At 65.5% G+C, this 20611-nt stretch carries 19 protein-coding genes and 1 CRISPR repeat array; of the genes, 18 read left to right on the top strand and 1 reads right to left on the bottom strand.

Annotated elements, in window-relative coordinates:
• Positions 1 to 104 precede the first annotated feature (104 nt).
• Positions 105 to 1125: a CRISPR direct-repeat array (repeat unit 36 nt; unit sequence GTTTTGGAGCAGTGGCATCCTGACTGGTAATCAAAC).
• Between the two features lie 280 nt (positions 1126 to 1405).
• The 16 genes from H6A15_RS10570 (at position 1406) to H6A15_RS06845 (ending at position 15000) form a co-directional block, all read left to right on the top strand.
• On the top strand, positions 1406 to 1537 hold the full coding sequence (locus H6A15_RS10570; protein ID WP_275060842.1) for a hypothetical protein: 132 nt from the start codon (positions 1406 to 1408) through the stop codon (positions 1535 to 1537).
• 145 nt (positions 1538 to 1682) lie between these two features.
• A complete protein-coding gene (locus H6A15_RS06775; RefSeq protein ID WP_204672996.1) occupies positions 1683 to 1895 on the top strand; it encodes a hypothetical protein in 213 nt (70 codons plus the stop codon).
• A gap of 361 nt (positions 1896 to 2256) precedes the next feature.
• A complete protein-coding gene (locus H6A15_RS06780) occupies positions 2257 to 2415 on the top strand; it encodes a hypothetical protein (RefSeq protein WP_204672997.1) in 159 nt (52 codons plus the stop codon).
• A 569-nt stretch (positions 2416 to 2984) separates the two neighbouring features.
• The gene (locus H6A15_RS06785) at positions 2985 to 3362 is read left to right on the top strand and encodes a type II toxin-antitoxin system RelB/DinJ family antitoxin (RefSeq protein ID WP_204672998.1); all 378 of its coding nucleotides are present in this window, start codon (positions 2985 to 2987) and stop codon (positions 3360 to 3362) included.
• Positions 3363 to 3848 carry a type II toxin-antitoxin system VapC family toxin gene (locus H6A15_RS06790; RefSeq protein ID WP_204672999.1) on the top strand — a complete coding sequence of 162 codons (486 nt, stop codon included), beginning with the start codon at positions 3363 to 3365 and terminating at the stop codon, positions 3846 to 3848.
• Positions 3849 to 3852: 4 nt separating this feature from the next.
• Positions 3853 to 4131 (top strand): Txe/YoeB family addiction module toxin, encoded by a 279-nt coding sequence (locus H6A15_RS06795; RefSeq protein WP_239462432.1) that lies wholly within the window; start codon positions 3853 to 3855, stop codon positions 4129 to 4131.
• A gap of 29 nt (positions 4132 to 4160) precedes the next feature.
• Positions 4161 to 5189 (top strand): macro domain-containing protein, encoded by a 1029-nt coding sequence (locus H6A15_RS06800; RefSeq protein WP_204673001.1) that lies wholly within the window; start codon positions 4161 to 4163, stop codon positions 5187 to 5189.
• A 106-nt stretch (positions 5190 to 5295) separates the two neighbouring features.
• Positions 5296 to 5940: a vWA domain-containing protein gene (locus tag H6A15_RS06805; RefSeq protein ID WP_204673002.1), complete on the top strand. Its 645-nt coding sequence runs from the start codon at positions 5296 to 5298 to the stop codon at positions 5938 to 5940.
• A 689-nt stretch (positions 5941 to 6629) separates the two neighbouring features.
• On the top strand, positions 6630 to 7385 hold the full coding sequence (locus H6A15_RS06810) for an MBL fold metallo-hydrolase (protein ID WP_204673003.1): 756 nt from the start codon (positions 6630 to 6632) through the stop codon (positions 7383 to 7385).
• On the top strand, positions 7369 to 8157 hold the full coding sequence (locus tag H6A15_RS06815; protein ID WP_204673004.1) for an ADP-ribosylglycohydrolase family protein: 789 nt from the start codon (positions 7369 to 7371) through the stop codon (positions 8155 to 8157). Before H6A15_RS06810 ends, H6A15_RS06815 begins: the two co-directional genes overlap by 17 nt.
• A gap of 136 nt (positions 8158 to 8293) precedes the next feature.
• The gene (locus H6A15_RS06820) at positions 8294 to 9031 is read left to right on the top strand and encodes a DUF4190 domain-containing protein (protein WP_204673005.1); all 738 of its coding nucleotides are present in this window, start codon (positions 8294 to 8296) and stop codon (positions 9029 to 9031) included.
• A gap of 213 nt (positions 9032 to 9244) precedes the next feature.
• Positions 9245 to 9655, top strand: coding sequence for a helix-turn-helix domain-containing protein (locus tag H6A15_RS06825; protein WP_239462433.1), 411 nt, complete (start codon positions 9245 to 9247; stop codon positions 9653 to 9655).
• Positions 9656 to 9764: 109 nt separating this feature from the next.
• On the top strand, positions 9765 to 11078 hold the full coding sequence (locus tag H6A15_RS06830) for a serine/threonine protein kinase (RefSeq protein WP_204673007.1): 1314 nt from the start codon (positions 9765 to 9767) through the stop codon (positions 11076 to 11078).
• Between the two features lie 583 nt (positions 11079 to 11661).
• Positions 11662 to 12663 carry an acyl-CoA dehydratase activase-related protein gene (locus tag H6A15_RS06835; RefSeq protein WP_342635829.1) on the top strand — a complete coding sequence of 334 codons (1002 nt, stop codon included), beginning with the start codon at positions 11662 to 11664 and terminating at the stop codon, positions 12661 to 12663.
• Positions 12656 to 13867, top strand: a complete 1212-nt coding sequence (locus H6A15_RS06840) for a hypothetical protein (RefSeq protein WP_204673008.1) — start codon at positions 12656 to 12658, stop codon at positions 13865 to 13867. The genes H6A15_RS06835 and H6A15_RS06840 overlap by 8 nt, the downstream gene beginning before the upstream one ends.
• A 176-nt stretch (positions 13868 to 14043) precedes the next feature.
• Positions 14044 to 15000, top strand: coding sequence for an acyl-CoA dehydratase activase (locus H6A15_RS06845; protein WP_204673009.1), 957 nt, complete (start codon positions 14044 to 14046; stop codon positions 14998 to 15000).
• 297 nt (positions 15001 to 15297) lie between these two features.
• Here H6A15_RS06845 and H6A15_RS06850 read toward each other — a convergent pair whose 3' ends face one another.
• Positions 15298 to 16422, bottom strand: coding sequence for a coiled-coil domain-containing protein (locus H6A15_RS06850; RefSeq protein WP_239462434.1), 1125 nt, complete (start codon positions 16420 to 16422; stop codon positions 15298 to 15300).
• A 657-nt stretch (positions 16423 to 17079) separates the two neighbouring features.
• On the opposite strand from H6A15_RS06850, the gene H6A15_RS06855 reads away from it, so the two are divergent.
• Both H6A15_RS06855 and H6A15_RS06860 read left to right on the top strand, forming a co-directional pair.
• Positions 17080 to 19623 (top strand): DUF4430 domain-containing protein, encoded by a 2544-nt coding sequence (locus tag H6A15_RS06855; protein ID WP_204673010.1) that lies wholly within the window; start codon positions 17080 to 17082, stop codon positions 19621 to 19623.
• Positions 19623 to 20540: a DUF4430 domain-containing protein gene (locus tag H6A15_RS06860; RefSeq protein WP_204673011.1), complete on the top strand. Its 918-nt coding sequence runs from the start codon at positions 19623 to 19625 to the stop codon at positions 20538 to 20540. Before H6A15_RS06855 ends, H6A15_RS06860 begins: the two co-directional genes overlap by 1 nt.
• Positions 20541 to 20611 lie beyond the last annotated feature (71 nt).

Below are 20611 nucleotides of genomic sequence, written 5' to 3' on the forward strand. Positions count from 1 at the left end.
TGGTCCTCTTATCCATGTGTCCTCCTTCGGCTGAGGACTACGCTAGGGGACCGGGGGGTCGCGGGGTGACAGAATCAAAAAACGAGGGGTGACAATTTCATTTGCTTATAACACAGTGGCATCCTGACTGGTAATCAAACTCTCCAATGCGTCTCCCGGTGTCCCGAAGGTTTTGGAGCAGTGGCATCCTGACTGGTAATCAAACGAGATCGCCGATCGAAGCGTCGACAGCCGTGTTTTGGAGCAGTGGCATCCTGACTGGTAATCAAACCGAGGGCGACGTCTACAACCGCGCCCACTTGTTTTGGAGCAGTGGCATCCTGACTGGTAATCAAACCCCCGTACTCGCCCGGCTCGTCGTCGCCGTGTTTTGGAGCAGTGGCATCCTGACTGGTAATCAAACTCCAGCCCCTTCTCGCGGAGGCTGCACGCGTTTTGGAGCAGTGGCATCCTGACTGGTAATCAAACTCGAGCGTGGGGATGTCAGCGGGGTCGTGGTTTTGGAGCAGTGGCATCCTGACTGGTAATCAAACCCCAGTAAGCGCCTCGAAACACCGCGCGTGTTTTGGAGCAGTGGCATCCTGACTGGTAATCAAACGGTAACATGTGGCCTTTCTTTAGCGTCGAGGTTTTGGAGCAGTGGCATCCTGACTGGTAATCAAACGGCCATCGTGCGCCTCATGGCGCCGTGCACGTTTTGGAGCAGTGGCATCCTGACTGGTAATCAAACTCCTCAGACCACATACAATCCTAGGCTTTGGTTTTGGAGCAGTGGCATCCTGACTGGTAATCAAACATTTCAGGCGGCAGGCCCTCCCACTCGAAGGTTTTGGAGCAGTGGCATCCTGACTGGTAATCAAACGGAGGATAGCGGATACATCGAGTGTCTGCTGTTTTGGAGCAGTGGCATCCTGACTGGTAATCAAACCAGAAGTGGGACGTGCTCGCCGGCATGGTGTTTTGGAGCAGCGGCATCCTGACTGGTAATCAAACGGCGCATATCGGCATGAAAAAAGGCCCTCGGTTTTGGAGCAGTGGCATCCTGACTGGTAATCAAACTGGTACGTCTGCTGGATGGAGCTGATGTCCGTTTTGGAGCAGCGGCATCCTGACTGGTATTCTATCGCGCTCCTCGGCTCGGCATACGTCGACGTGCTCTTCTGGCGCTACTGCGCAGGGGAGTCATGGGATGGTGTCGCACGCGAGTGTGGGATGTCTGAGAAGGCTGCGCGCAGGTACGCTGACGTCGCGATCGATGCCGCCGACACCTACGGAATCGCTAGGACCATGGATGGTGACGGCATGGCCGAATGATAGTAATTAATGCGATTGCCTTGGAAAACCTCCTCTATTATATATGGGATAGCATATATAATAGAAGGCGTCGAGAGGGGAGGTGATCGAATTGGAAGACTTCAAGAGAGGCCTCATCATCACCTTAATAGGAGTTGCCGTCGGCAAGCTCCTTGACGAGGAAGTCGAGGCGATAAAGAGAAAGGCTCCTCGTCCGCCCGGAAAGCACAGCAAGAAGCCTTAAGGAAAGGGGGCCGGGAGACCGGTCCCTCACCACCAGTCTACCCCAGAGGAGGGGAATGGAATGAGGACATTCATCATCGCCGCCGCGACTTCGTTCGTCTGCTTCCGCATCTGGCGTGCTGCCCGCGACAGGCGGGGCGAGTAACATGCCGGCGTCCGAGGCCCAGAGGCGGGCTACGGCGAAGTACGTGCGAGAGAAGGTCGTTCAGAAGCAGGTGCGGTTCTACCCGAAGGACGCCGATCTCGTCGAATGGGTTGAGTCCATTGACGAGCCGTTCTCGGCCTACGTGCGCAGACTCATCCGCGATGACATGGAGCGCGGGTCGTGTCCGCCAGTGACCGACTGTGACCAGGTATGACCAGATTTGACCAGGTCTGACCAGCCATGCCGGGTGTTTTCTGGTTTTGGAGCAGCGGCGTCCTATCCGGTAGACAAACTTTCACAGCCATTTCGGAAGCGGCCTCTCATCGCTTGAGGACGTTCTGATAACGGTTAGGGTTGGCTGCGTTGCATATCACGTGGTCGCGCATCACGATGGAAGCATCTCTTTCATCGAGCCAGTTAATCCCGATGGGCACATAAAAGGTGAAACGAAGTATTCGGCGAGATTAAAATGGAGCTTGGCAGAAACGACGCGTCAAGAGGAGTCGCGTTTGCGGCTCTGATTAGCGAGAACGGGAATAGAAATGGCACAAGGAGAGTAGAAGCCCTTAACGCCGATGTCGGTCATAGCGGAGATGACGGCTGACGAGCGTGACAAGTGGCTTATTGGCGATACCGTCGAGTTCGATCCCAAAGACCCGTTCAAGAACTTCACCAAAGACGAGCGCGAGAAGATCAAGCGCGTCATGGATGGAATCAACGGCAAGCGTCTTTGATCTGCGGCATCCTGGCTGGCAATAGCTTCATCCCCGAGGGTCGTGGCCAATTGTTGTCCGGACGCTTGGTTACTATGGGAACAAGGCCAGGACGAGTCGAGGAGGTAGTCATGAAAAGCGGTGCTCACACGGTCGTGCGGACAGACGGATTGCTGGCGATTGTGCGGCAGATAGGGCCCAGGTGTCCCTTGTCTGGCGTGCAAACCGAGACCATTCTCTAGACGAGATGGGTAACCCGTTTGATTTCGACCGGGACGGCCACTGGTCGATGCCGGAGCGTGCCTTTACGTATTACGGGGTGCGCCCACTCCTGAGCGGCGAAGGGGACCGCGGTGGGCGCGGCGGCTGCGGCTGTGGTTGCGGCTGCCTGATGGTTCTCATCGGCGTTCTGGTTGTGTTCTTACTCATTATTGGGTGAGCACGCAACAGCGCGCGCAAGGAAGTGCCATGGCCCCGATCAGCGTTGCCTCGCTCCGCAAGGACGCCTCAACACCATCGCGAGGACCGGCGTGGACTGCGTGCCCATCGCTATGTGCTATACTGCTATACATCTAAGCGAGGTGATGGAGATGCCGGGAACAACCGTGGCGTCGCAGGCACGTCAGACGCAGATGAACACGCGCATAGACCCAGCGCTCAAGGAGGCCGGGGATGCCGTGCTCGCGCGTCTTGGATACTCGCCATCGGCAGCCGTGCGCGGTCTTTGGCGGTTTGTGGTCGATCACCAGGACGACGCAGCTGCCGTGCGCGAGGTCCTCGAGCCAAATGCGTCAGCCGTGCTTTCCGATGAGGTTGCCAGGAAAGCGGCCGCAATCGCCGACCTGCGGTCCCAGTACGCGCAGACGGCTGGCGAGCTTGGCATTTCCAATAAGACCGAAGCGGACCTCCCGTCTTGGGATAACCTTCGCGAGGACTGGTACGGCGAGCGCCTGGAAAGGGAGGCGTAGATGTCACAGCCGTCGCGCGTTCTTCTTGATACCAACGTCTGGCTCGACGCGTTCGACGGCGCGCGGTCGCGCTCTCGTGCGGCGAACGAGCTGATCGACGCCTGCATTCACAAGGGGATCGACCTGCTCTTTGCGGTCGGCACGGCAAAGGACGTGTACTACCTCGTTGGGGCCTCGCTCAAGCGACAGGCGCGGGCGGCGGGAGGGGTGCTCTCCGAAAGGCAGGCGCGTGCGATATCCGCTTATGCGGCGGCATGCGTGGCGAACATGGGTGAGGTGGCAACGGCCGTGGGTGCAGACTCCTCGGACATCTGGCTCGCCCGAAAGTACCAGCGTATCCACGAGGACTTCGAGGATTGCCTCGTGCTTGCTGCCGTGCAGCGTGCAAAGGCGGATTTCCTCGTGACAAGTGATGAGGCGCTCCTGCGTCACGCTCCCGTGGCAGCGCTCTCGGTCGACGATTTCCTTGCATTGGTGGGGGAGTAGTTCCATGCAGGCCGCGAAGGATGCCAAGAACCTCAAGACGGCGGGGCTGGAAGGGAAGGCCAAGCGCCTTGTTGAGGTCGTGCGTGCCGACCCCTTTGGGACCCCGCCGGCCTATGAAGGGCTCGTCGGGAGCCTCGCCGGGCTCTACTCGCGCCGCATTAGCATCTGGCATCGCCTTGCCTACTCTGTCGACGCGAAGCCAGTCAACCATGGCGGCACGAGCTACGAGGGGACCGTCAAGGTGGTCCGCATGTGGACGCATTACGAGGGTGTGCGCGGGTAAGGTTTGCGCCGGCTCAACGGGAGGTTGCCATGCCGTTTTCCATCGTTCGCAACGACATCGCGCGCGTGCGCGCCGACGTGCTTGTCAACGCCGCCAACGAGCGGCTCGCCGCCGGGGGAGGGGTCTGCGGGGCGATCTTTTCCGGTGCGGGCGCGGGCAGGATGGCGGCCGCGTGCGCGAAGATTGGTCACTGCCCCACAGGCTCGGCGGTGACAACGCCGGGCTTCGACCTGCCGTGCCGCTGGGTGGTCCATGCGGTGGGACCCATCTGGCGCGGCGGGACGCATGGCGAGAGGGAGCTCCTGCAGAGCTGCTATCGCAGTGTGTTTGCCGAGGTGGCGCGCCTGGGTGCAGCATCGGTGGCCTTCCCCCTCATATCTGCCGGCATCTTCGGCTACCCCGTGCGCGAGGCGCTCGACGTGGCGCGGGCGGAGGCGTCGGCGTTTCTCGACGACCACCCGGACGTGGAGGTGACGCTCGTCGTCTTCACGCGCGACGTGGTGGCGCAGGGCGTGGCCCTTCTGGGAGAGCTGCGCGAGTGCGTGGACGACGCGTACGTGGACGGCAGCCCGCACCTGCGCGACCGCTCCGCCGAGCTCCGGGAGCTCTGCGCTCCCGAGGCGCGCCCCATCGCGGCGGCGCCCCTCGCCGCGCCCGCCACCATCGACGGCGGTCTGGGGACACCCGACGAGCTTGCCGAGTGTCTGGCGCACTTGGATGCCTCCTTCTCGGAGGCCCTGTTCGCCCTGATTGACGAACGCGGCCTTGCCGACGCCGAGGTCTATCGCCGGGCAAACCTCAGCCGGCAGCTCTTCTCCAAGATCCGATCCAAGCCGGACTACCGGCCGAGCAAGCCCACGGCGGTGGCGCTCGCGCTCGCCCTCGGCCTCACCCTACCGCAGACGCAGGAGCTTCTCGCCCACGCCGGGCTCATGCTCTCGCACAGCAGCAAGTTCGACGTGATCGTCGAGTTCTACCTCGCGCGCGGCGTTCACGACGTCATGACCGTGAACGAGGCGCTCTTCGCCTTTGACCAGCCGCTGCTCGGCTCGCAGTAGGCGTAGGCACCCGCACCCGGCAAATGTCGCCCGGCGGTTTACCTTCGCGCCGGCGTCTCCGCGTAGCCTTTGGGTCGTCAGGTGGACTGCGACAGAGGAGGCAGCAATGCGCACAGAGATCGTCTTCATCCTGGATGCGAGCGGGTCGATGACGGGGCTCGAGGCCGACACGATCGGCGGCTTCAACAGCCTCATCGAGAAGAACCGAGAGGAGCCGGGGGAGGCCGTGGTGTCCACGGTGCTCTTCTCGGACGGCTCGCGCGTCCTGCACGACCGGCTCGACATCCGCGAGGTGCCCCGGCTCACGAGGCGCGACTACGAGTGCTATGGGTGCACGGCGCTGCTCGACGCCGTGGGCGGCGCCATCAGGCACGTCGATTTGGTCCAGAAGGTGCAGCCCGCAGGCTACGAGGCGGACAGGGTGCTTTTCGTCATCACCACCGACGGCCAGGAGAACGCGAGCCGTCGCTACACGTACCCGCAGGTCAAGGGTATGATCGAGAAGCGCCGGAAGGAGGGCTGGGAGTTTCTGTTCATCGGCGCCAACATCGACGCCGCGGCGGAGGCGTCGAGCCTGGGCATCGCACCCGAGCGCGCGGCGGACTACGTGGCGGACGGACGCGGGACCGAGGTGCTCTACGAGGCGGTGGCGTGCGCGGTGGCAGAGGCGCGCGCGTGCCCGTCCAGCGCGGCGTTGGGCGACGCGTGGCGCGCGGGGCTCGACGCGGACGTGCGGGCGCGGAGACGGTAGGCGAATGCGCGCCCGTTACCTTTCCGTGCGAAAATGCCGCTCTCCGTTGGTGGCGCCGCCCCGCGCGGGCCGGGATAATCTTCCGTGATGCAAGAGGCCGCAGGAAGGGGAGACCATGATGCTCGCCCTTAAGGACATCCTCTACCAGGTCTGGAAGGCGCGCAAGGCCAGGGCCGCCAGGTAGCGTCGGCGAGAAGAACCTGCTGACCGCGGGTTCTTCTCGCCGTTTGTGTGAGTACGCTCCTCACGTTCGGCTCGCCTGACTGGAGGTGGCCATGGGCTGCCTGAGCGTGCTATTCAACCTGATCTGGATTCTCGCGCGAGGCTGGGTGACGGCGCTCGGGTTTTTGTCGTGGACATGTCCTGCTACGTCACGATCATAGGGATCCCTTAGGGCGGCAAGCGTTCAAGATGGCTGCGGTAGTACGATGGGTTTGGATGTCACTTGCCACCAGTCAACCAAGGGGCCCAGATCGGGCAACGTTGCCAATCCCCGGTGAAGCCCATGCGCCCCAGCCCGTCCTCGTTCAGCGGCCTGCAAAGCGTTATCTGGCCCAGCGACTCGTTTGGTTTTGGGCGGACTGTCGGTAACATGAGGATCAGCATCGACAAAGGAAGCTTCGATCAACTTCTTTAGAGCCGTCTCGGGGTGGGTCGACCACTTCGGGCAAGTACGCAAGGAGGCGCCCATGTCGCTCGTTCGTCTGTCAGAGCGCATATCCTATCTCCCGCACGTCGAGGAGCTTGACCGTCCCGTGCTGGCGCTCGTGCGCGGGGACCGCCTCGCCCTCGCCGTCGACGCGGGCTACTCGCCGCGCCACGTCGAGGACTTCTACCGCGAGCTCGTCTCGGCGGGCCTCCCGCTGCCCGACCTCACCGCGCTCACGCACTGGCACTGGGACCACAGCTTTGGCATGGGCGCCGTGGCAGGTCTCACGGTCGCCCGGAAAGAGACGAACGAGCATCTGCTCGAGGCGCGTGGGATTCTCTTGGACCCGGCCGACCCGCGTCGTGCGGACATCCGCTCGGCCCAGGGCTTTGCCGAGGAGTTTCCGCCCGGGGAGGACCCCGCCGTCGTGACCGCCGACCTCGAGTTCGAGGGCGAGCTCGAGGTCGACCTCGGCGGCGTGACGGCCCGCCTGATTGCCACGGACGCGCCCCACACCAACGACTCGACGCTCGTCTACGTCCCCGAGGAGCGCACCCTCTTCGTGGGCGACTGTTTCTGCGAGGACTACGACTCCGGCGACGACCCGTCCGTCTGCCGCCTCGACCCCGCGCGGCTGCGCGCGCTTCTCGCCACGATAGAGGGCCTGGACCCGGCACCGGAGACCTTCGTCATCGGCCACTGCCCGCCGGAGGGACCGGACGAGTTCCTCGGGTACCTGCACGAGCTGCTGCAGCCGGCCCCGGGGGAGGGAGGAACACATGCCAGCGCTTCGTGACGCGATCTATGGCCTTGCCGTGGGCGACGCGCTCGGCGTGCCGTATGAGTTCCGCCCGCGGGGGACCTTCACCTGCACGGGGATGGTCGGCCACGGCACGCACGGCAGGCCGGCGGGCACCTGGTCGGACGACACGAGCATGACGCTCGCCACCTGCGACAGCATCCGGGCGTGCGGGCGCGTGGACACAGGTGATATGCTCTCGAGGTTCCGTGCGTGGATCGAGGACGGCGCCTACGCCATCGACGGCGTGGTCTTTGACTACGGCAACACCACGGCCCGCGCGCTCGCCGCCGGCACGGGCTGTGCGGGCGAGCGCGACAACGGCAACGGCTCGCTCATGCGCATCGCGCCGCTCGCCTTCACGGATGCCACGGACGACGAGGTCCGCGCGGTCTCGGCCATCACGCACGCGCATCCCGTCTCAACCGGTGCCTGCGTGGACATGGTGCACGTGATGCGCGCGCTCGCAGCCGGCGCCTCGCCGGCGGAGGCGATTCCGGACCTCGAGGTCCTTCTCGCCGCCAGCGAGAAGGACCTCCGCTCCGGAGGCTTCGTGCGGGACACGTACTGCGCCGCGCTCTGGTGCCTTGCGGTCTCGGGGTCCTACGAGGAGTGCGTGCTGCGCGCGGTCAACCTCGGGGACGACACGGACACCACGGCGGCCGTTGCCGGCGCGCTCGCGGGCATCGCCTACGGCGTCGAGGGGATCCCGGGCGGGTGGCTCTCAGGGCTTCGGGGAAAAGACATCATCGAGCGCTGCCTGTTCTAGGGCCGCCGCGCCACGCCGTCATTAGCTCGGAGCTAATGAATCCTTCTTCTCAAATCCCTATGCTGAGCGTGTCGGATAGCAGGGAGAAGCTCGCCTGAAGTGCCAGGAGCTTCTTGGAAGAGAGGAAGCGGTCGTAATGTCTGACGCTGCACAGCAGCCGCGCTCGGCGGCAGCGATTGTCGGCTTGGTTCTCGGCATCATCGCAATCATCATCTCGTGGGTTCCCATCGTGAACAACTTCGCCTTCATCGTCGGGGCCGTGGGCCTGGTCTTCTCGGTCGTCGCCATGGTGGGAACCATGCGCAAGAAGAAGGCGGGCAAGGGGCTGGCAATTGCCGCCCTGGTGGCCAACATCGTCTCGATCGCCATCGTGCTGGGGACGCAGAGCATGTATGGCGCCGCAATCGACGACGCGCTTGATGCGCCGGCTGCGAGCACCGCGACGGCTCTGGGCGATGATGCCGACGCCGAGGCTCCCGCCACCTCGGACGTGGGGGACGCTCAGGAGTTCACGAACCTCGCCGTAGGGACGTCCGTGGAGCTCGAGAACGGCCTTTCGGTGACGGTCGACGCGGTCCAGACGGGACTTGTCAACTATGACGGGTCCTCGGTGGTCGGCATCCAGGTGACCTACGTGAACAACGGCGACGCCGGCGCCGACTATAACTCGTATGACTGGAAGGGCCAGGACGGCCAGGGCGCCCAGGAGTCGAGCACCTACTATGCCGACGGCACCAACGAGCTCTCCTACGGCACCCTCGACGCCGGCGGCAGCGTGACGGGCAACATCTATTTCGCCGGCGATACGGTGATGGCGCTCTACTTTGGCAACGTGTTTGCAGATTCCCCCGCGGCAAGCTGGGCGATCGCGTAGCATCATGCCGCGCAGAAAGGCGGGCTCGGCGCATCCGCATAGCGAGGACAGAAACCGTGACCGAGCGCGAGAGACGCGCGCCCGGTCACGGGTGCGCAAGAGGAACCGGTTGGATACCATAGGCAGAGAGAGACGATGCGTTCTTTTGGCACGGGGAGGTGGACGATGGGGCGCGACGCAGCGGGGGAGGGACCCCGGTCGGATGAGGAGCCCTTGACCGACGAGCTTCTGCGGGAGCTCATCTCCTCGCCGACGCCGATCGACTTCACCGATGCCCACAACATCACGCACCGCAGCCTTTCGGACTACCTCAACCGGCTGCTGGAAGCCAAGGGGCTCCGCCGCGCCGACGTCGTTCGGGCGGCGGGCATCAACGAGACCTTCGGCTACCAGATCTTCAAGGGCCAGCGCAATCCCTCGCGCGACAAGGTGCTGCAGCTCGCGCTGGCCATGGGATGCGACCTCACCGAGACGAACCGCCTGCTCAAGGCCGCCGGCGTCAACGAGCTGTACTGCAAGGACCGCCGCGACGCCATCATTCTGTTCTGCATCGACCGTGGGCTTGGGCTGCAGCAGGTCGACGAGCAGCTCTATCGCTTCCACGAGGACACGCTCGGGTCTTAGCGCCGCGGCGCTTCGCGTGCCGCGCTCGCCCGCGGCCGCCCCAAGGTCGGCCGAGCCTCCCAGGCCATGCCCCGGCATCGGTGTCCTCGCCGTTTGATACCATGGGCTCATGGATACGAATGACCCCACATACCACAGCCCGGGCGACGACGTCGAGCAGGAACTCGACGCCTACCTCGAGGCGCTGCGCCGCGACGATTGCTATCGGGTGCTGCGCAGGCTCAGCCGCTCGAGCGACCCGGCGTGTGGAACAACCGAGCTCGTTGCGTTCGAAGGCGTCAACGGCGCCAGCATGGGGCCGTTCGTGCGCAAGCGTCTGCCGCGGTGCCAAGGGCTGGGCGACGTCTACGAGGAGCTCTATCGACGCGAGCGCGCGGGCGACCATCTGCAGCATCTGCCGCGCGTTATCGACTGCTATAAGACCGCCTCCGAGCTCGTCGTGGTGCTGGAGTATGTTCCGGGCGAGACGCTTGATGGCTACGTCGCCCGCGAGGGCGCATCGACGGAGCTTGCTGCGCGGGTCATGCCGAGGCTGTGCGAAGCGGTCGCGGAGCTGCACGGGTCGACCCCGCCTGTCATCCATCGCGATATCAAGCCACAAAACATCGTGGTGTCGCCGCATGCCGTGACGCTGATCGATCTGGGCATCGCGCGCAGGCATCGCGCGGACGCTCGCGCCGACACCGTCCGGTTGGGGACGCGCGCCTATGCGCCACCCGAGCAGTTCGGCTTTGGCCAGACCGACGTGCGCAGCGATGTCTATGCGCTGGGCATGGTGCTGTGGTTTTGTCTCACGGGGAAGGAGCCTCAAGGCCAGCCGACCGCAGAGGCGCTCTCCGCCGCCGGCGTGCCCGGAAAGCTTGCGCGCGTGGTCTTGGTCGCATGCTCGTTCGACCCGAGCGACCGGTACCCGAGCGCCCTCGCCATGCGCGACGCCGTTATGGGTGCGCTGGCAAAGGGGGAGGGGCCATCGTCTTGTGGCGCACGTGCGCCACGCCGGGCGCTTGGCGATGTCGCGGCCACGGCCTCGGCTGCCGGTCCGGCGCATGCCGCAGGCGTCCCGACGCCGCCGGAGACGGGCTCGGCGCGTTCGTCACGGCGCGGGGTGCGCGCCGGCAGGCTTCGCAACGCCTTCCTCATCGCGTTGTGCGTGCTGCTGCTTCCGGCGCTGGCGGATGCGGTTCAGCACCCGACGGGCAACAACGTCGGACAGCCCATGTGGTACCTCGTCGTGCTCGCGTTTGGCTTCATCTATCCCGCCTGCGTCGGGGGCGCCTACCTCGCCCTCGACAAGCGCCGGCTCTATGCCCGCTTCCCCGCGATTGCATCTCGTACCTGGAAAGACGATCTCAAGGTCTACGGCATCGGCCTGCTCGTTCTTTTTGCCGTGGTCGTCGCGTGCAACGTCGCCACCCAGTCTTGAGAGGGCTCCGGTCGCACGCGTGTCCCGAAGGGTGTCGGCGCCGCCCGCCCGCATAGGGCGAGCCTTCGTTTCCGGGTGCTTGGCCGCTGGCGGCTTCGCACTCTAGGGGCTGCTGTCCAGGCAATATACAGCACACAGGGGAAATGCGGGCACATTTATGCATTGTTAATCGAGTGTCTAGAGCGGTTCATTTCGAATTTCACGTGGATCTGTGCAAAAAATCGATTTGTCGGTCATCGGGCGCTTCGTAGAGCCTCCATGCATACGTGCGGAGGGCCTCTTCCGCCAATAAAGGGGGTTATAAAATTGAGCCTTGTCATGCATACTGGCTTCCGGCGACCGACAAATCGATTTTTTGCACAAAATCATGCTTGCACGCGAGAAATGCTTTCAAGCAGGGGTTTCCCACTTCCAATCGTATTCATTTTAGGCCTGATAGTATGCAGTTTCCTCATCTTGGGGCAGCTCGCGGCGCGTAGCAGGCATTTCTGCCATGTCGCTCGACTGTGGCGCTTGTGACAATCTGGTTCGCCTCGTTCGTTTCGGGAGTAGAATAGACGCTTATTGAGAAAAGGAGGAATCTGTGTCACTGGAGTTTGGCCGGCGCGCCGATCTCGCCGACGTACGCCGCGTGGGCATCCCCCGCGCGCTTCTGTATTATCGCTATGGTATCGCCTGGCGCACCTTCTTCGAGCAGCTGGGCTGCGAGGTCGTGCTCGATGCGCCCTCCGACCGCGCCACCCTTGAGACGGGGGACCACCTGTCGGTCGACGAGTGCTGCCTCGCCTCGAAGCTGTTCTTGGGGCATGTCTCCGCCCTGGTCGACGAGGGCGTCGACGCCGTGTTCGTGCCCAGCCTCATGAGCTATGGCCGCTTCGAGACGTTCTGCACCAAATTCCAGGCGCTGCCCGACCTTGCCGAGAACGCCTTCATCGTCGCGGGCAGGCGCGTCCGCGTGATCTCGTTCCGCATCGACGAGCCCAAGGGCGACGCCGAGGAGGACGCCTACCTTGGCCTCGCGGCGCGTTTCGGCGCCTCGCGCAAAGAGGCGAAGCGCGCCTACAAGGCCGCGGCAGACGCCCAGCGCGCCTACGACGCATCCATGGCGCGCGAGCAGGAAAAGCTCGTGAAGGGCCTCTCCAAGCTTCCGGAGGCCGAGCGTCCGCTCACGATCCTCATCGCCGCGCACCCCTATGTGAGCCACGACCCCTTCGTCGGCGGCGTCGTCGAGGACGCCCTGCGCGAGCAGGGGGCGTGCGTGCTGTTCGCCGACGAGACCGACCGCTCCCGCGCGCTCAAGCGCAGCTACGACTTCTCGCACTCCATTCCCTGGATCGTCAACCGCGAGCTCATCGGTTCGATTCTCATGCTGCACGAGCATATCGACGGCATCGTGCTCATGAGCGCCTATCCGTGCGGCCCCGACTCCATGTGCGACGACGCCATCGAGCGCTGCATCAAGGGCAAGCCCATCCTCACGCTGACCGTGGACGCCCAGGCGGGCACGGCCGGCGTGGAGACGCGCGTCGAGAGCTTCGTGGACATCCTTTCCTACCAGAAGAAGGGCGGGTACCTCAATGCGTAGTTTCCAGTCGCAGCCCGAGCAGGGCGTCGGCGAGCCCCGCGTCAAGCGTCCCGCCGAGGAGCGCGGGCGCATCGTCATGCGCGAGGGCAAGCCGCGCCCGCTGTTCTTTACCGGCAAGCGCCCCAAGCGCGATCGTCACTCGCGCCGCAAGGTGTCGTTCTTCCATTTCCGCAACTACGAGCCGGCGTTCAAGTACTTCACCGAGCAGGTGCTCGATGCCGACTTCGTGCCCACGCCCACCCCGACGCGCGCCACGATCAAGCGCGGCGAGGAGATGAGCGCCGACTACGTGTGCACGCCGTTCAAGCACATCATCGGTGACTACGCCGCGGCGCTCGAGCAGGGGGCGGACGTCCTCGTGCAGGTGACGGGCTTCTGCCGCCTCAACTATTACGGCGAGCTGCAGGAGATGATCCTGCGCGATGCGGGCTACACCGACTTCCAGATGCTCAACTTCTCCTATGTGGCCTCGGGCAAGATGCGAGATTACATCGCGTACTGCAAAAAGGTGGTGAACCCCAACCTGTCGGTCGCCCATGGGGTGAAAAACCTGCTCGGCGCCTACCGCATGGTCGAGCACATCGATGCGTTCAGGGACCGCTACCTGGCAAACGCCGGGTTCGAGGTCGAGCCGGGGTCCTTCCAGCGCGTGCGCAAGGAGTTCATCTCGTCCATGAACGCGGCGAAGACGAACTCCGACATCGAGGACGGGTTCCGTCGCTCCATGGACGCGCTCGACGCGCTGGCGACCAAGAAGCCGGCGGACCCCGTGCGCGTGGGCATCGTGGGCGAGTACTACACCGCCCAGGACCCCACGAGCTGCCTCAACCTTGAGCAGAAGCTGCTGGACATGGGGGTGGAGCTTTCCAACGCCATGTCGATCTCGGCGTTCAACCTGCACTTCAACATCGATGCGGCGCAGGCGAGCATCTCCGAGTACAGCACCTACGACATGGGGCCGACCTCCACGTTCAACATCGCGGCGGCGAAGCGCTACGCCGAGGCCGGCTACGACGGCATCGTCCATATCAAGTCCGCCGGCTGCACGCCCGAGATCGACGTCATGCCGGTCCTGCAGCGCCTGTCGCGCGACTACCACGTACCGGTGCTGTTCCTCACCTTCGACACGCAGACCTCGGATGCCGGCTTGGACACGCGTCTCGAGGCCTTCTACGACATGATCGCCATGAAGAAGGTGCGCTAGGGGAGGCGTCGGCGCCGAAGGCTGCCGGGGCCGCGGGCGTTTCCGACGGCTGCCGCCCCCGGCATGGCCGGCGGGCGTCCGCGCCCGCAGCTCGGGCGGCGCTTCGAGGCGCTTGTTGCTCGCACACGACGCCGCGGCGCCGAGGCGCCGCGGATTTACGGGAAAGGTTTTTGCTCATGAAGGCATATCTTGGCATCGATACGGGCTCGATTTCCACGAAGGGCGTGGTGATCGGACCAGACAAGAAGATCATCGCCCGCTCGTACCTCTGGACCGAGGGCGACCCCTCGGGCGCGGTCCGACGCGTGGTCGATGACCTCCGCTCGCAGATCGACCTTGACGAGGTCGAGGTCATGTCCATCGGAACGACGGGCTCCGCCCGCCGCCTGGTGGGCGCCATGCTCGACGCCCAGGTGGTGAAAAACGAGATCACCGCCCATGCGGTGGGCACCACCTTCTTGCATCCCGACGTCCGCACCATCCTCGAGATCGGCGGCCAGGACTCCAAGATCATCTGCATCGAGAACGGCATCGCCGTGGACTACGCCATGAACACGCTCTGCGCCGCGGGCACGGGCTCGTTCCTGTCGAGCCAGGCGCATCGCCTGGGCGTCGAGGTCGAGGAGTTTGGCGAGATCGCCCTCACCTCCGAGAAGCCGGCGAACATCGCCGCCCGCTGCACGGTGTTCGCCGAGAGCGACCTCGTGCACAAGCTGCAGGTCGGCTATGAGAAGAAGGACGTCATCGCCGGGCTGTGCCGCGCGGTCGCGACCAACTACCTCAACAACGTCGGCAAGGGCAAGAAGATCGAGAGCCCCGTGGTGTTCCAGGGCGGCGTCTCCAAGAACGTGGGCGTGGTCGACGCGTTTGAGAAGGCGCTGGGCAAGAAGGTCATCGTCGACCCCGACGGCCACCTCATGGGCTGCTTCGGCGCGGCGCTGCTGGCTGCCGATGCGCCGAAGATGCGCGACGAGCCGTTCCGCTTCGACATCGACGACTTCGAGTTCCGCACGCGCGAGGTGGTCTGCGGGCATTGCGCAAACCACTGCGAGATCGTGTGCGTCTACCGCGACCAGGAGCTCATCGACTCCTGGGGCAACCGCTGCGACCGCGGCGCCATCAAGGTGCGCTAGGGGGCGCCATCGGTCCTGTGCCTGCCTGCGCCCCCCGGCCTCTTTCGGGGGCGCAGGCGGCCTCTGGTTCCGGTCGCTCCCGGCTGCGGCGCTGCGTCCAGGTTGTTTGCTGCGCTGCGTCCAGGTTGCACCCGGGTGCGGCGTGCAGGCGCCGCGAAGGCCGTCGCGAGGTGCGTCCGCGCTGTGGAGACCGGCATGAAAAAGGCCCCTTGAGGGGCCAGCTGTCGTGCGTTTCCGGGCGCGTGGTGCGGTGTGTGGTGTGGATGCGCCCGGTGCGAAGTGCGTCGAAGGTAGGGCCTAGATGAGGTTCATCTGGCCGGCGACCTTGTTGTACCAGTCCTGCCAGGTGGGCGGGCAGTACTTCTTGGCCGCTGCGGGGGTAAGCGTGGAGCCGTAGACGCGCTTGAGGTAGGAGACGTGCTCGTCGATGGCCTCTTCCCAGCTGCCGAAGGAACGCCAGCCGCCACCGGAAGCGCTCATGCCCCAAGCGTTGTAGCTGTTGGCGCAATGCACGCCCTTGGTGCTCTCGATGCACGAGATGGCGGGGGACCAACGGGGGTCGACGCCGTATTGCCATGCGGCGGAGGCGAAGGTGTTGCCGTAGCCGGCGAGGGGCGAACCCTCGAGATAGGCGTCGATGCGCGGGCCCCACTCGGCGACGAACTCCTCGCGGGAGACGTTCCAGTTCACGCCGCCCGACTCGACGGGCACGTTGATGGACTCGCCGGAGGTGCCTGCGGAGCTGTTGGGGTTGCCGCCGCTCTCGCCCTCACCGGTGCCCGGGGTGGTGTCGTCTGCCATGGCGGCAAGCTCGGCGGCGGCCTCCGCCTCGGCCTTGGCCTGGGCGTCGGCGCGGAGCTGCTGCGCGGTGGCGAGGGCGTCTGCGGCCGTCTGCTTCTCCTGCTCGAGCTGGGTCTTGGCCTGGTCGAGCTCGACCTTCTGCTGCTCCAGCTCCTGCTGCATGGCGTTGAGGTTCTCGATCGCCTCGTTGCTCGAGGACTGGATCTGGTTCATGTAGACGCAGGTGGTGATGAAGTCGCTCAGGCTCTCGGCGTTGAGCACCAGGCCCGCGAGGGGGTTGGAGCCCTTCTGGAACTTGTACAGCTCCTTGAGGGCCTCGCTGGCGCGCTCCTGGGCCCCGGGGAGCTGGGCCTCGATCTCGGCGATGTTGGCGGTGTTCTCATCGATCTTTGCCTGGAGCTCTTCGAGCTTGGCGACGGCCTCGTCGTAGGCCTTCGCGCTCGCCTCGACCTGCTCGGTGGCAGACGAGAGCTCGCTTTGGGTCTCGGCCGAGACGGCATATGCCGAAACGGGGGAGAGCACGGGGGTGGCGGCGAAGGCGACCGCGAGCGCAGCACAGGTGAGTGCGCGGGCGGGCTTGGACGCAACCACGGAGATGATGGAACGTTTTGAATCTCGCATCTATGTCCTCGACATTCTGCTTGCCTGAAACGCTGAAGCGATTATAGCCTGCACAAAAATTAAACTGACCCCCTAGGCAATCCTTAAGGCTCAAGTTGAAGGTTTATCACTGGTATCTACCTGCTGCTTTTATGAGTTGTTAAGATATTATGGGGGTTCAAGCTCACCTTTAAGGTTAAGGATATTCAAGGATATTCGGGCGTTTTCGGGGTGTGCGGGCTCCTCTCCTAGCTGGATGGGCAAGCTTCCTAGCTGGATGGGGACGGGTCCGTTCCATCCATGGTTGGGTTGGATGGGGACGGGTTCGTTTCATCCAACCCGCGGCCCAGCCGAACCCTGACGGCGGCAAGGGCGCGCCGCGGGCGGGGGCGGCGCCTAGGGGCGTCCGGCGCGCTGCCCTATAGAGCTGGCTCGTGTGCTAGCATGGGTCGCATATGCATGATGGCCTGGATGATGGTGCGGAGACGCACTGGCGCCGACGGCGCCAAGGGGAATGGGGTGCGACGCCCCAGCTATACCAGTAACCGTGATTCGTGATGTCGACCAGAAGGCGCCGCAGATCGGACGGCGTGGGCCGGCATCGAAGCGATAAGCCGGATCGCCTCTCATCCCATGTCTCGCGACCGGCGGGACGGCCCTGGATAGAAAGGAGCCGGCATGGCTCGGATCGACACCGATCCTACGTTGCATTCCCCGACAGATACGATTATGCGCGAGGTCGATGCGAGGCGGCATCCCGCTGCCCGCGCCTACGTATGGCGCCGCCGCGCGGCCGCGGTGCTCATCTCGGCGGCGCTCGTGGCGGGGCAGGCCCCCACGGCGGCATGGGCGCAGGACGCCGGGGCGGGGGAGTCCCCGGCGGCCGCATCGACGCAGCAGGCGGGCCTCGAGGACGCGGCGGGGGCCGACGCTTCCGGCTCAGAGGCGGCGCCTGGCGCCGAGTGCGCCCATGAAGGGGCCGACGAGTCTCGCAGCGACGCCTCCGCGGACTCGACGGATGCCGCGGACGCCTCCGACTCCGCCGCGACCGGCGCCGCCGAGCAGGCGGACGCGGACGGCACGGGCGCGCCGGCGCCTTCTGCGGACGCAGGCGACCAGGCGGACGCCGCCGAGGGCGCGGCGTCCCAGGCCGCTGAGGACACGATCACGGTCTCGGTAAAGGTGACGGGCGTCACCGAGCATGCAGAGGACGGCAGCTTCCACACCGAGACCTGGCTTCCCCTCGCGGAGGTCGAGGTGCCCGCGACGGGCGAGGTCACGGCGTGGGAGGTGTTCTCGTCCGCTCTTGACGAGGCCGGCTACACCTATGTCGTCGAGGGGTGGTACTGCCCCTTCTCCATCACCAGCCCCGACGGCCGAACGCTCGCGGCGACCACCGCTGAGCCCTACAGCTACTGGAGCTTCATGGTCAACGGCGACTATGCGAGCGTGGGCGCCGACCAGTATGTGATGCAGGCGGGCGACAGCATCGAGCTCGTGTACGTGGACGGCAGCGGAGAGGCCCTTCCCGAGGGCGAGGTCGACACGAACCCCGACGCGGAGCACCCCGACATTCCGAGCGACTGGAACGGCTTCGCCAACGGCGGCGGCGGAGCGGTCGTCGAGGACGCCGAAACGCCGACGGAGGGCGCCCAGGAGGCCTGGAAGGACTCGCTGCTGACCGATGAGGAGCGCGAGCAGTATGCCTCGCTCGCCGCATCCGACCCGCTCATCATCGACGGCAAGATCTATGTCGTGGCGTCTTCTGCCGTCTATGAGACGGAGCCTCCTTATAGCGCGACGAAGAGCCCGGCGCGCATCTCGGTCATCAATGCCTCCACCGGCGCGATCGAGCGTCAGGTCACCCTTTCGACCTCGCTCGACTCGGTGTGCCGCCCAGTGTATGCCGACGGCATCATCGTGGTGCCCCTTGCGGGGGGACGCCTGCAGGCGGTCTCGGCGGCGACGCTCGAGACGCTCTGGGTGCTCGACGGCATCGCGGGCGCCCAGTCCATCTCGAGCCTCACCGTCGCCGACGGCTACGTCTATGTGGCGACCGCCGATGCGCTGGGCACGGACTACACCGCGACGTCGGGCACGGTTCGCCGCGTGAACCTGCTCACCGGCGCCCTCTCCGGCACGGCCGAGAACGCCGCTTCTGGCTATTACTGGGCGGGCGGCATCTGGATGGACGGGTACTACCTGGTGGGCGACGACGCCGGCATGGTGCACGTGTATGCCTCCGACCTGTCGGGCGAGGTCTCGTCCGCCATGCTTTCTTCGGGCGTGCGCTCGACCCTTGTGGCAGACGGCGGCTATGTGTACGCGGTGACCAAGGAGGGCGTGCTGCACAAACTCGCCGTGGACGAGTCCGGCGCGGTGCGCGAGGTCGCGTCGGTTTCGTTTGCCGCGTCGAGCACCTCGACGCCCACGATCGCCGCTGGCAAGGCCTATGTGGGCGGCTCGTCGGCTTCCTACGCCGGCGTGCTCGCCGTGATCGATTTGGAGACCATGACGGTGTCGCAGTCGGTGACGGGCTACGCCGCATCCGACGGATCGGTGCAGGCGCTTCCCGGCGACGTGAAGAGCGTGCCGCTCATCTCGATTCAGGGGTCGGGCACCTACGCGTACTTCACCTGCAACAACCTGCCGGGCGGCCTGTATTGCTATCGCTTGGGCGACGCTGCCGCCTCCATGCTGTACCTGCCTGCGTCCGCCGACCAGAACTACTCCATGACCTCGGCGTTCGCCGGTCCCGACGGCACGCTGTACTACATCAACGATTCGGGCAACCTGTTTGCCCTGCGCGCGGCCCAAGAGGCGCCCGGCGATGAGCCCGGGGCGGGGGAGACACCGGGCGACGACGCCGGCGGCCCCGAGAACCCCGCGGTGCCGAGCGGGCCTGCCTCGTCGCGTCCGGCCGGCACGCAGATCCAGGCGTCGCACGCCCCGCTCTCCACGGCGCTCGCCTCGACGCGCGACGGCGCCGGGACGTCCGGGCGCGCTGAGGACGCCGCGCAGGACGACAAGGCGGAGCGGGACGAGCCTGCGGGCGCGGAGGCCGTCGCCTCGCTTGCCACGACGGGCGCAGACGTCGCCGAGGCCGTCGTAGAGCGCGGGGCGAACCCCGTGGCCGTGGGCGGCGTGGTCGCCGGCGTCGCCGGCGTGGGCGTGCTCGCCGCGGTCGCGCTCTGGCTGCGCCGCAGGGGAGGTGAGGCGTAATGGGCAAGAACGTAACGACGCCTCGGGACGCGCGCGAGCAGAGCCGCCCGGGTGCCGACGCCTTCATCTCGCTTGACGGAAGGGCCGACGCGCGGGAGGCCCCTTCCGCATCCAAGGGCACCGAGGCCCCTGAGGGCTCCTCCGCGCCGGGTGCGGGCGCGCCTTTGCCGGGACATGCCCCCTCGCGGGCAAAGGTGGCGGGGGCCGCTGTCGGGGCGGTGCTGTGCCTGGCGCTCGCCCTGGTTTCTTTGGGATTCGTCTATCCCGCGCAGGACGGCTCGTGGTCGCTTGCATGGCTGTTCCAGACGACTGAGGAGGCCGCCGACGTCTCCGCGCAGGGCTCTGTCGCCCCCACGGCGTCCGAGGACGATGCGGACGACGGCCCGGCGGACGACGCTGCCGCCGATGACGGCTCGGCCACCTCGGGGGAGGCCGACGCCGCGGCTTCGTCTGCGACGGGTGCCGACGACGGCGCGGCGAGCGCGGGTTCGCAGGGCGCCGCAGCAGGCGGCGCATCGGATGCCGGCGGCAGCGGCTCCTCGTCTGCCGATGCGTCTCAGGACGCCGACGCCTCGGGCGGTGCGTCGTCCGATGCCGGCGAGCAGCAGCCGGCGACCGTCACCATCAGCGTCTCGGTCAGCTCGTCCGAGGTGGGCGGCCCCGTGTCGGCGAGCGGATCGTTCACGTTTGAGGAGGGCGCCACGGCCTATGACGCGCTCTGCGCGCTCAACCTCTCGGTCAACGCCCAGAGCTCTGCCTACGGCATCTATGTGACCGCGATCGGCGGGCTCGCCCAGTTCGACCACGGCAGCAACAGCGGCTGGATGTACTCGGTCAACGGAGCCTCGCCCAACACGAGCGCAAGCTCCTATGTGCTGCGCGACGGCGACTCCGTGTCGTGGTACTACGTGGTGTAGGCATCAGGCATAACAGCGACCTTCCGCGTCCTCTTGACGCGGAAGGGAGGCGGCGGGCAGGACACATGCGA

It is taken from the genome of Enorma phocaeensis, assembly GCF_016901575.1.
GTDB lineage: Bacteria > Actinomycetota > Coriobacteriia > Coriobacteriales > Coriobacteriaceae > Limicola > Limicola phocaeensis_A.

Coding starts and splice junctions, on each gene's coding strand:
- H6A15_RS06845 (WP_204673009.1), top strand. CDS start 14,044: ATGAAGGCATATCTTGGCATCGATACGGGCTCGATTTCCACGAAGGGC.
- H6A15_RS06860 (WP_204673011.1), top strand. CDS start 19,623: ATGGGCAAGAACGTAACGACGCCTCGGGACGCGCGCGAGCAGAGCCGC.
- H6A15_RS06800 (WP_204673001.1), top strand. CDS start 4,161: ATGCCGTTTTCCATCGTTCGCAACGACATCGCGCGCGTGCGCGCCGAC.
- H6A15_RS06795 (WP_239462432.1), top strand. CDS start 3,853: ATGCAGGCCGCGAAGGATGCCAAGAACCTCAAGACGGCGGGGCTGGAA.
- H6A15_RS06855 (WP_204673010.1), top strand. CDS start 17,080: ATGGCTCGGATCGACACCGATCCTACGTTGCATTCCCCGACAGATACG.
- H6A15_RS06815 (WP_204673004.1), top strand. CDS start 7,369: ATGCCAGCGCTTCGTGACGCGATCTATGGCCTTGCCGTGGGCGACGCG.
- H6A15_RS06850 (WP_239462434.1), bottom strand. CDS start 16,422: ATGCGAGATTCAAAACGTTCCATCATCTCCGTGGTTGCGTCCAAGCCC.
- H6A15_RS06775 (WP_204672996.1), top strand. CDS start 1,683: ATGCCGGCGTCCGAGGCCCAGAGGCGGGCTACGGCGAAGTACGTGCGA.
- H6A15_RS06785 (WP_204672998.1), top strand. CDS start 2,985: ATGCCGGGAACAACCGTGGCGTCGCAGGCACGTCAGACGCAGATGAAC.
- H6A15_RS06810 (WP_204673003.1), top strand. CDS start 6,630: ATGTCGCTCGTTCGTCTGTCAGAGCGCATATCCTATCTCCCGCACGTC.
- H6A15_RS06820 (WP_204673005.1), top strand. CDS start 8,294: ATGTCTGACGCTGCACAGCAGCCGCGCTCGGCGGCAGCGATTGTCGGC.
- H6A15_RS06805 (WP_204673002.1), top strand. CDS start 5,296: ATGCGCACAGAGATCGTCTTCATCCTGGATGCGAGCGGGTCGATGACG.
- H6A15_RS06840 (WP_204673008.1), top strand. CDS start 12,656: ATGCGTAGTTTCCAGTCGCAGCCCGAGCAGGGCGTCGGCGAGCCCCGC.
- H6A15_RS06790 (WP_204672999.1), top strand. CDS start 3,363: ATGTCACAGCCGTCGCGCGTTCTTCTTGATACCAACGTCTGGCTCGAC.
- H6A15_RS06780 (WP_204672997.1), top strand. CDS start 2,257: ATGTCGGTCATAGCGGAGATGACGGCTGACGAGCGTGACAAGTGGCTT.
- H6A15_RS06830 (WP_204673007.1), top strand. CDS start 9,765: ATGGATACGAATGACCCCACATACCACAGCCCGGGCGACGACGTCGAG.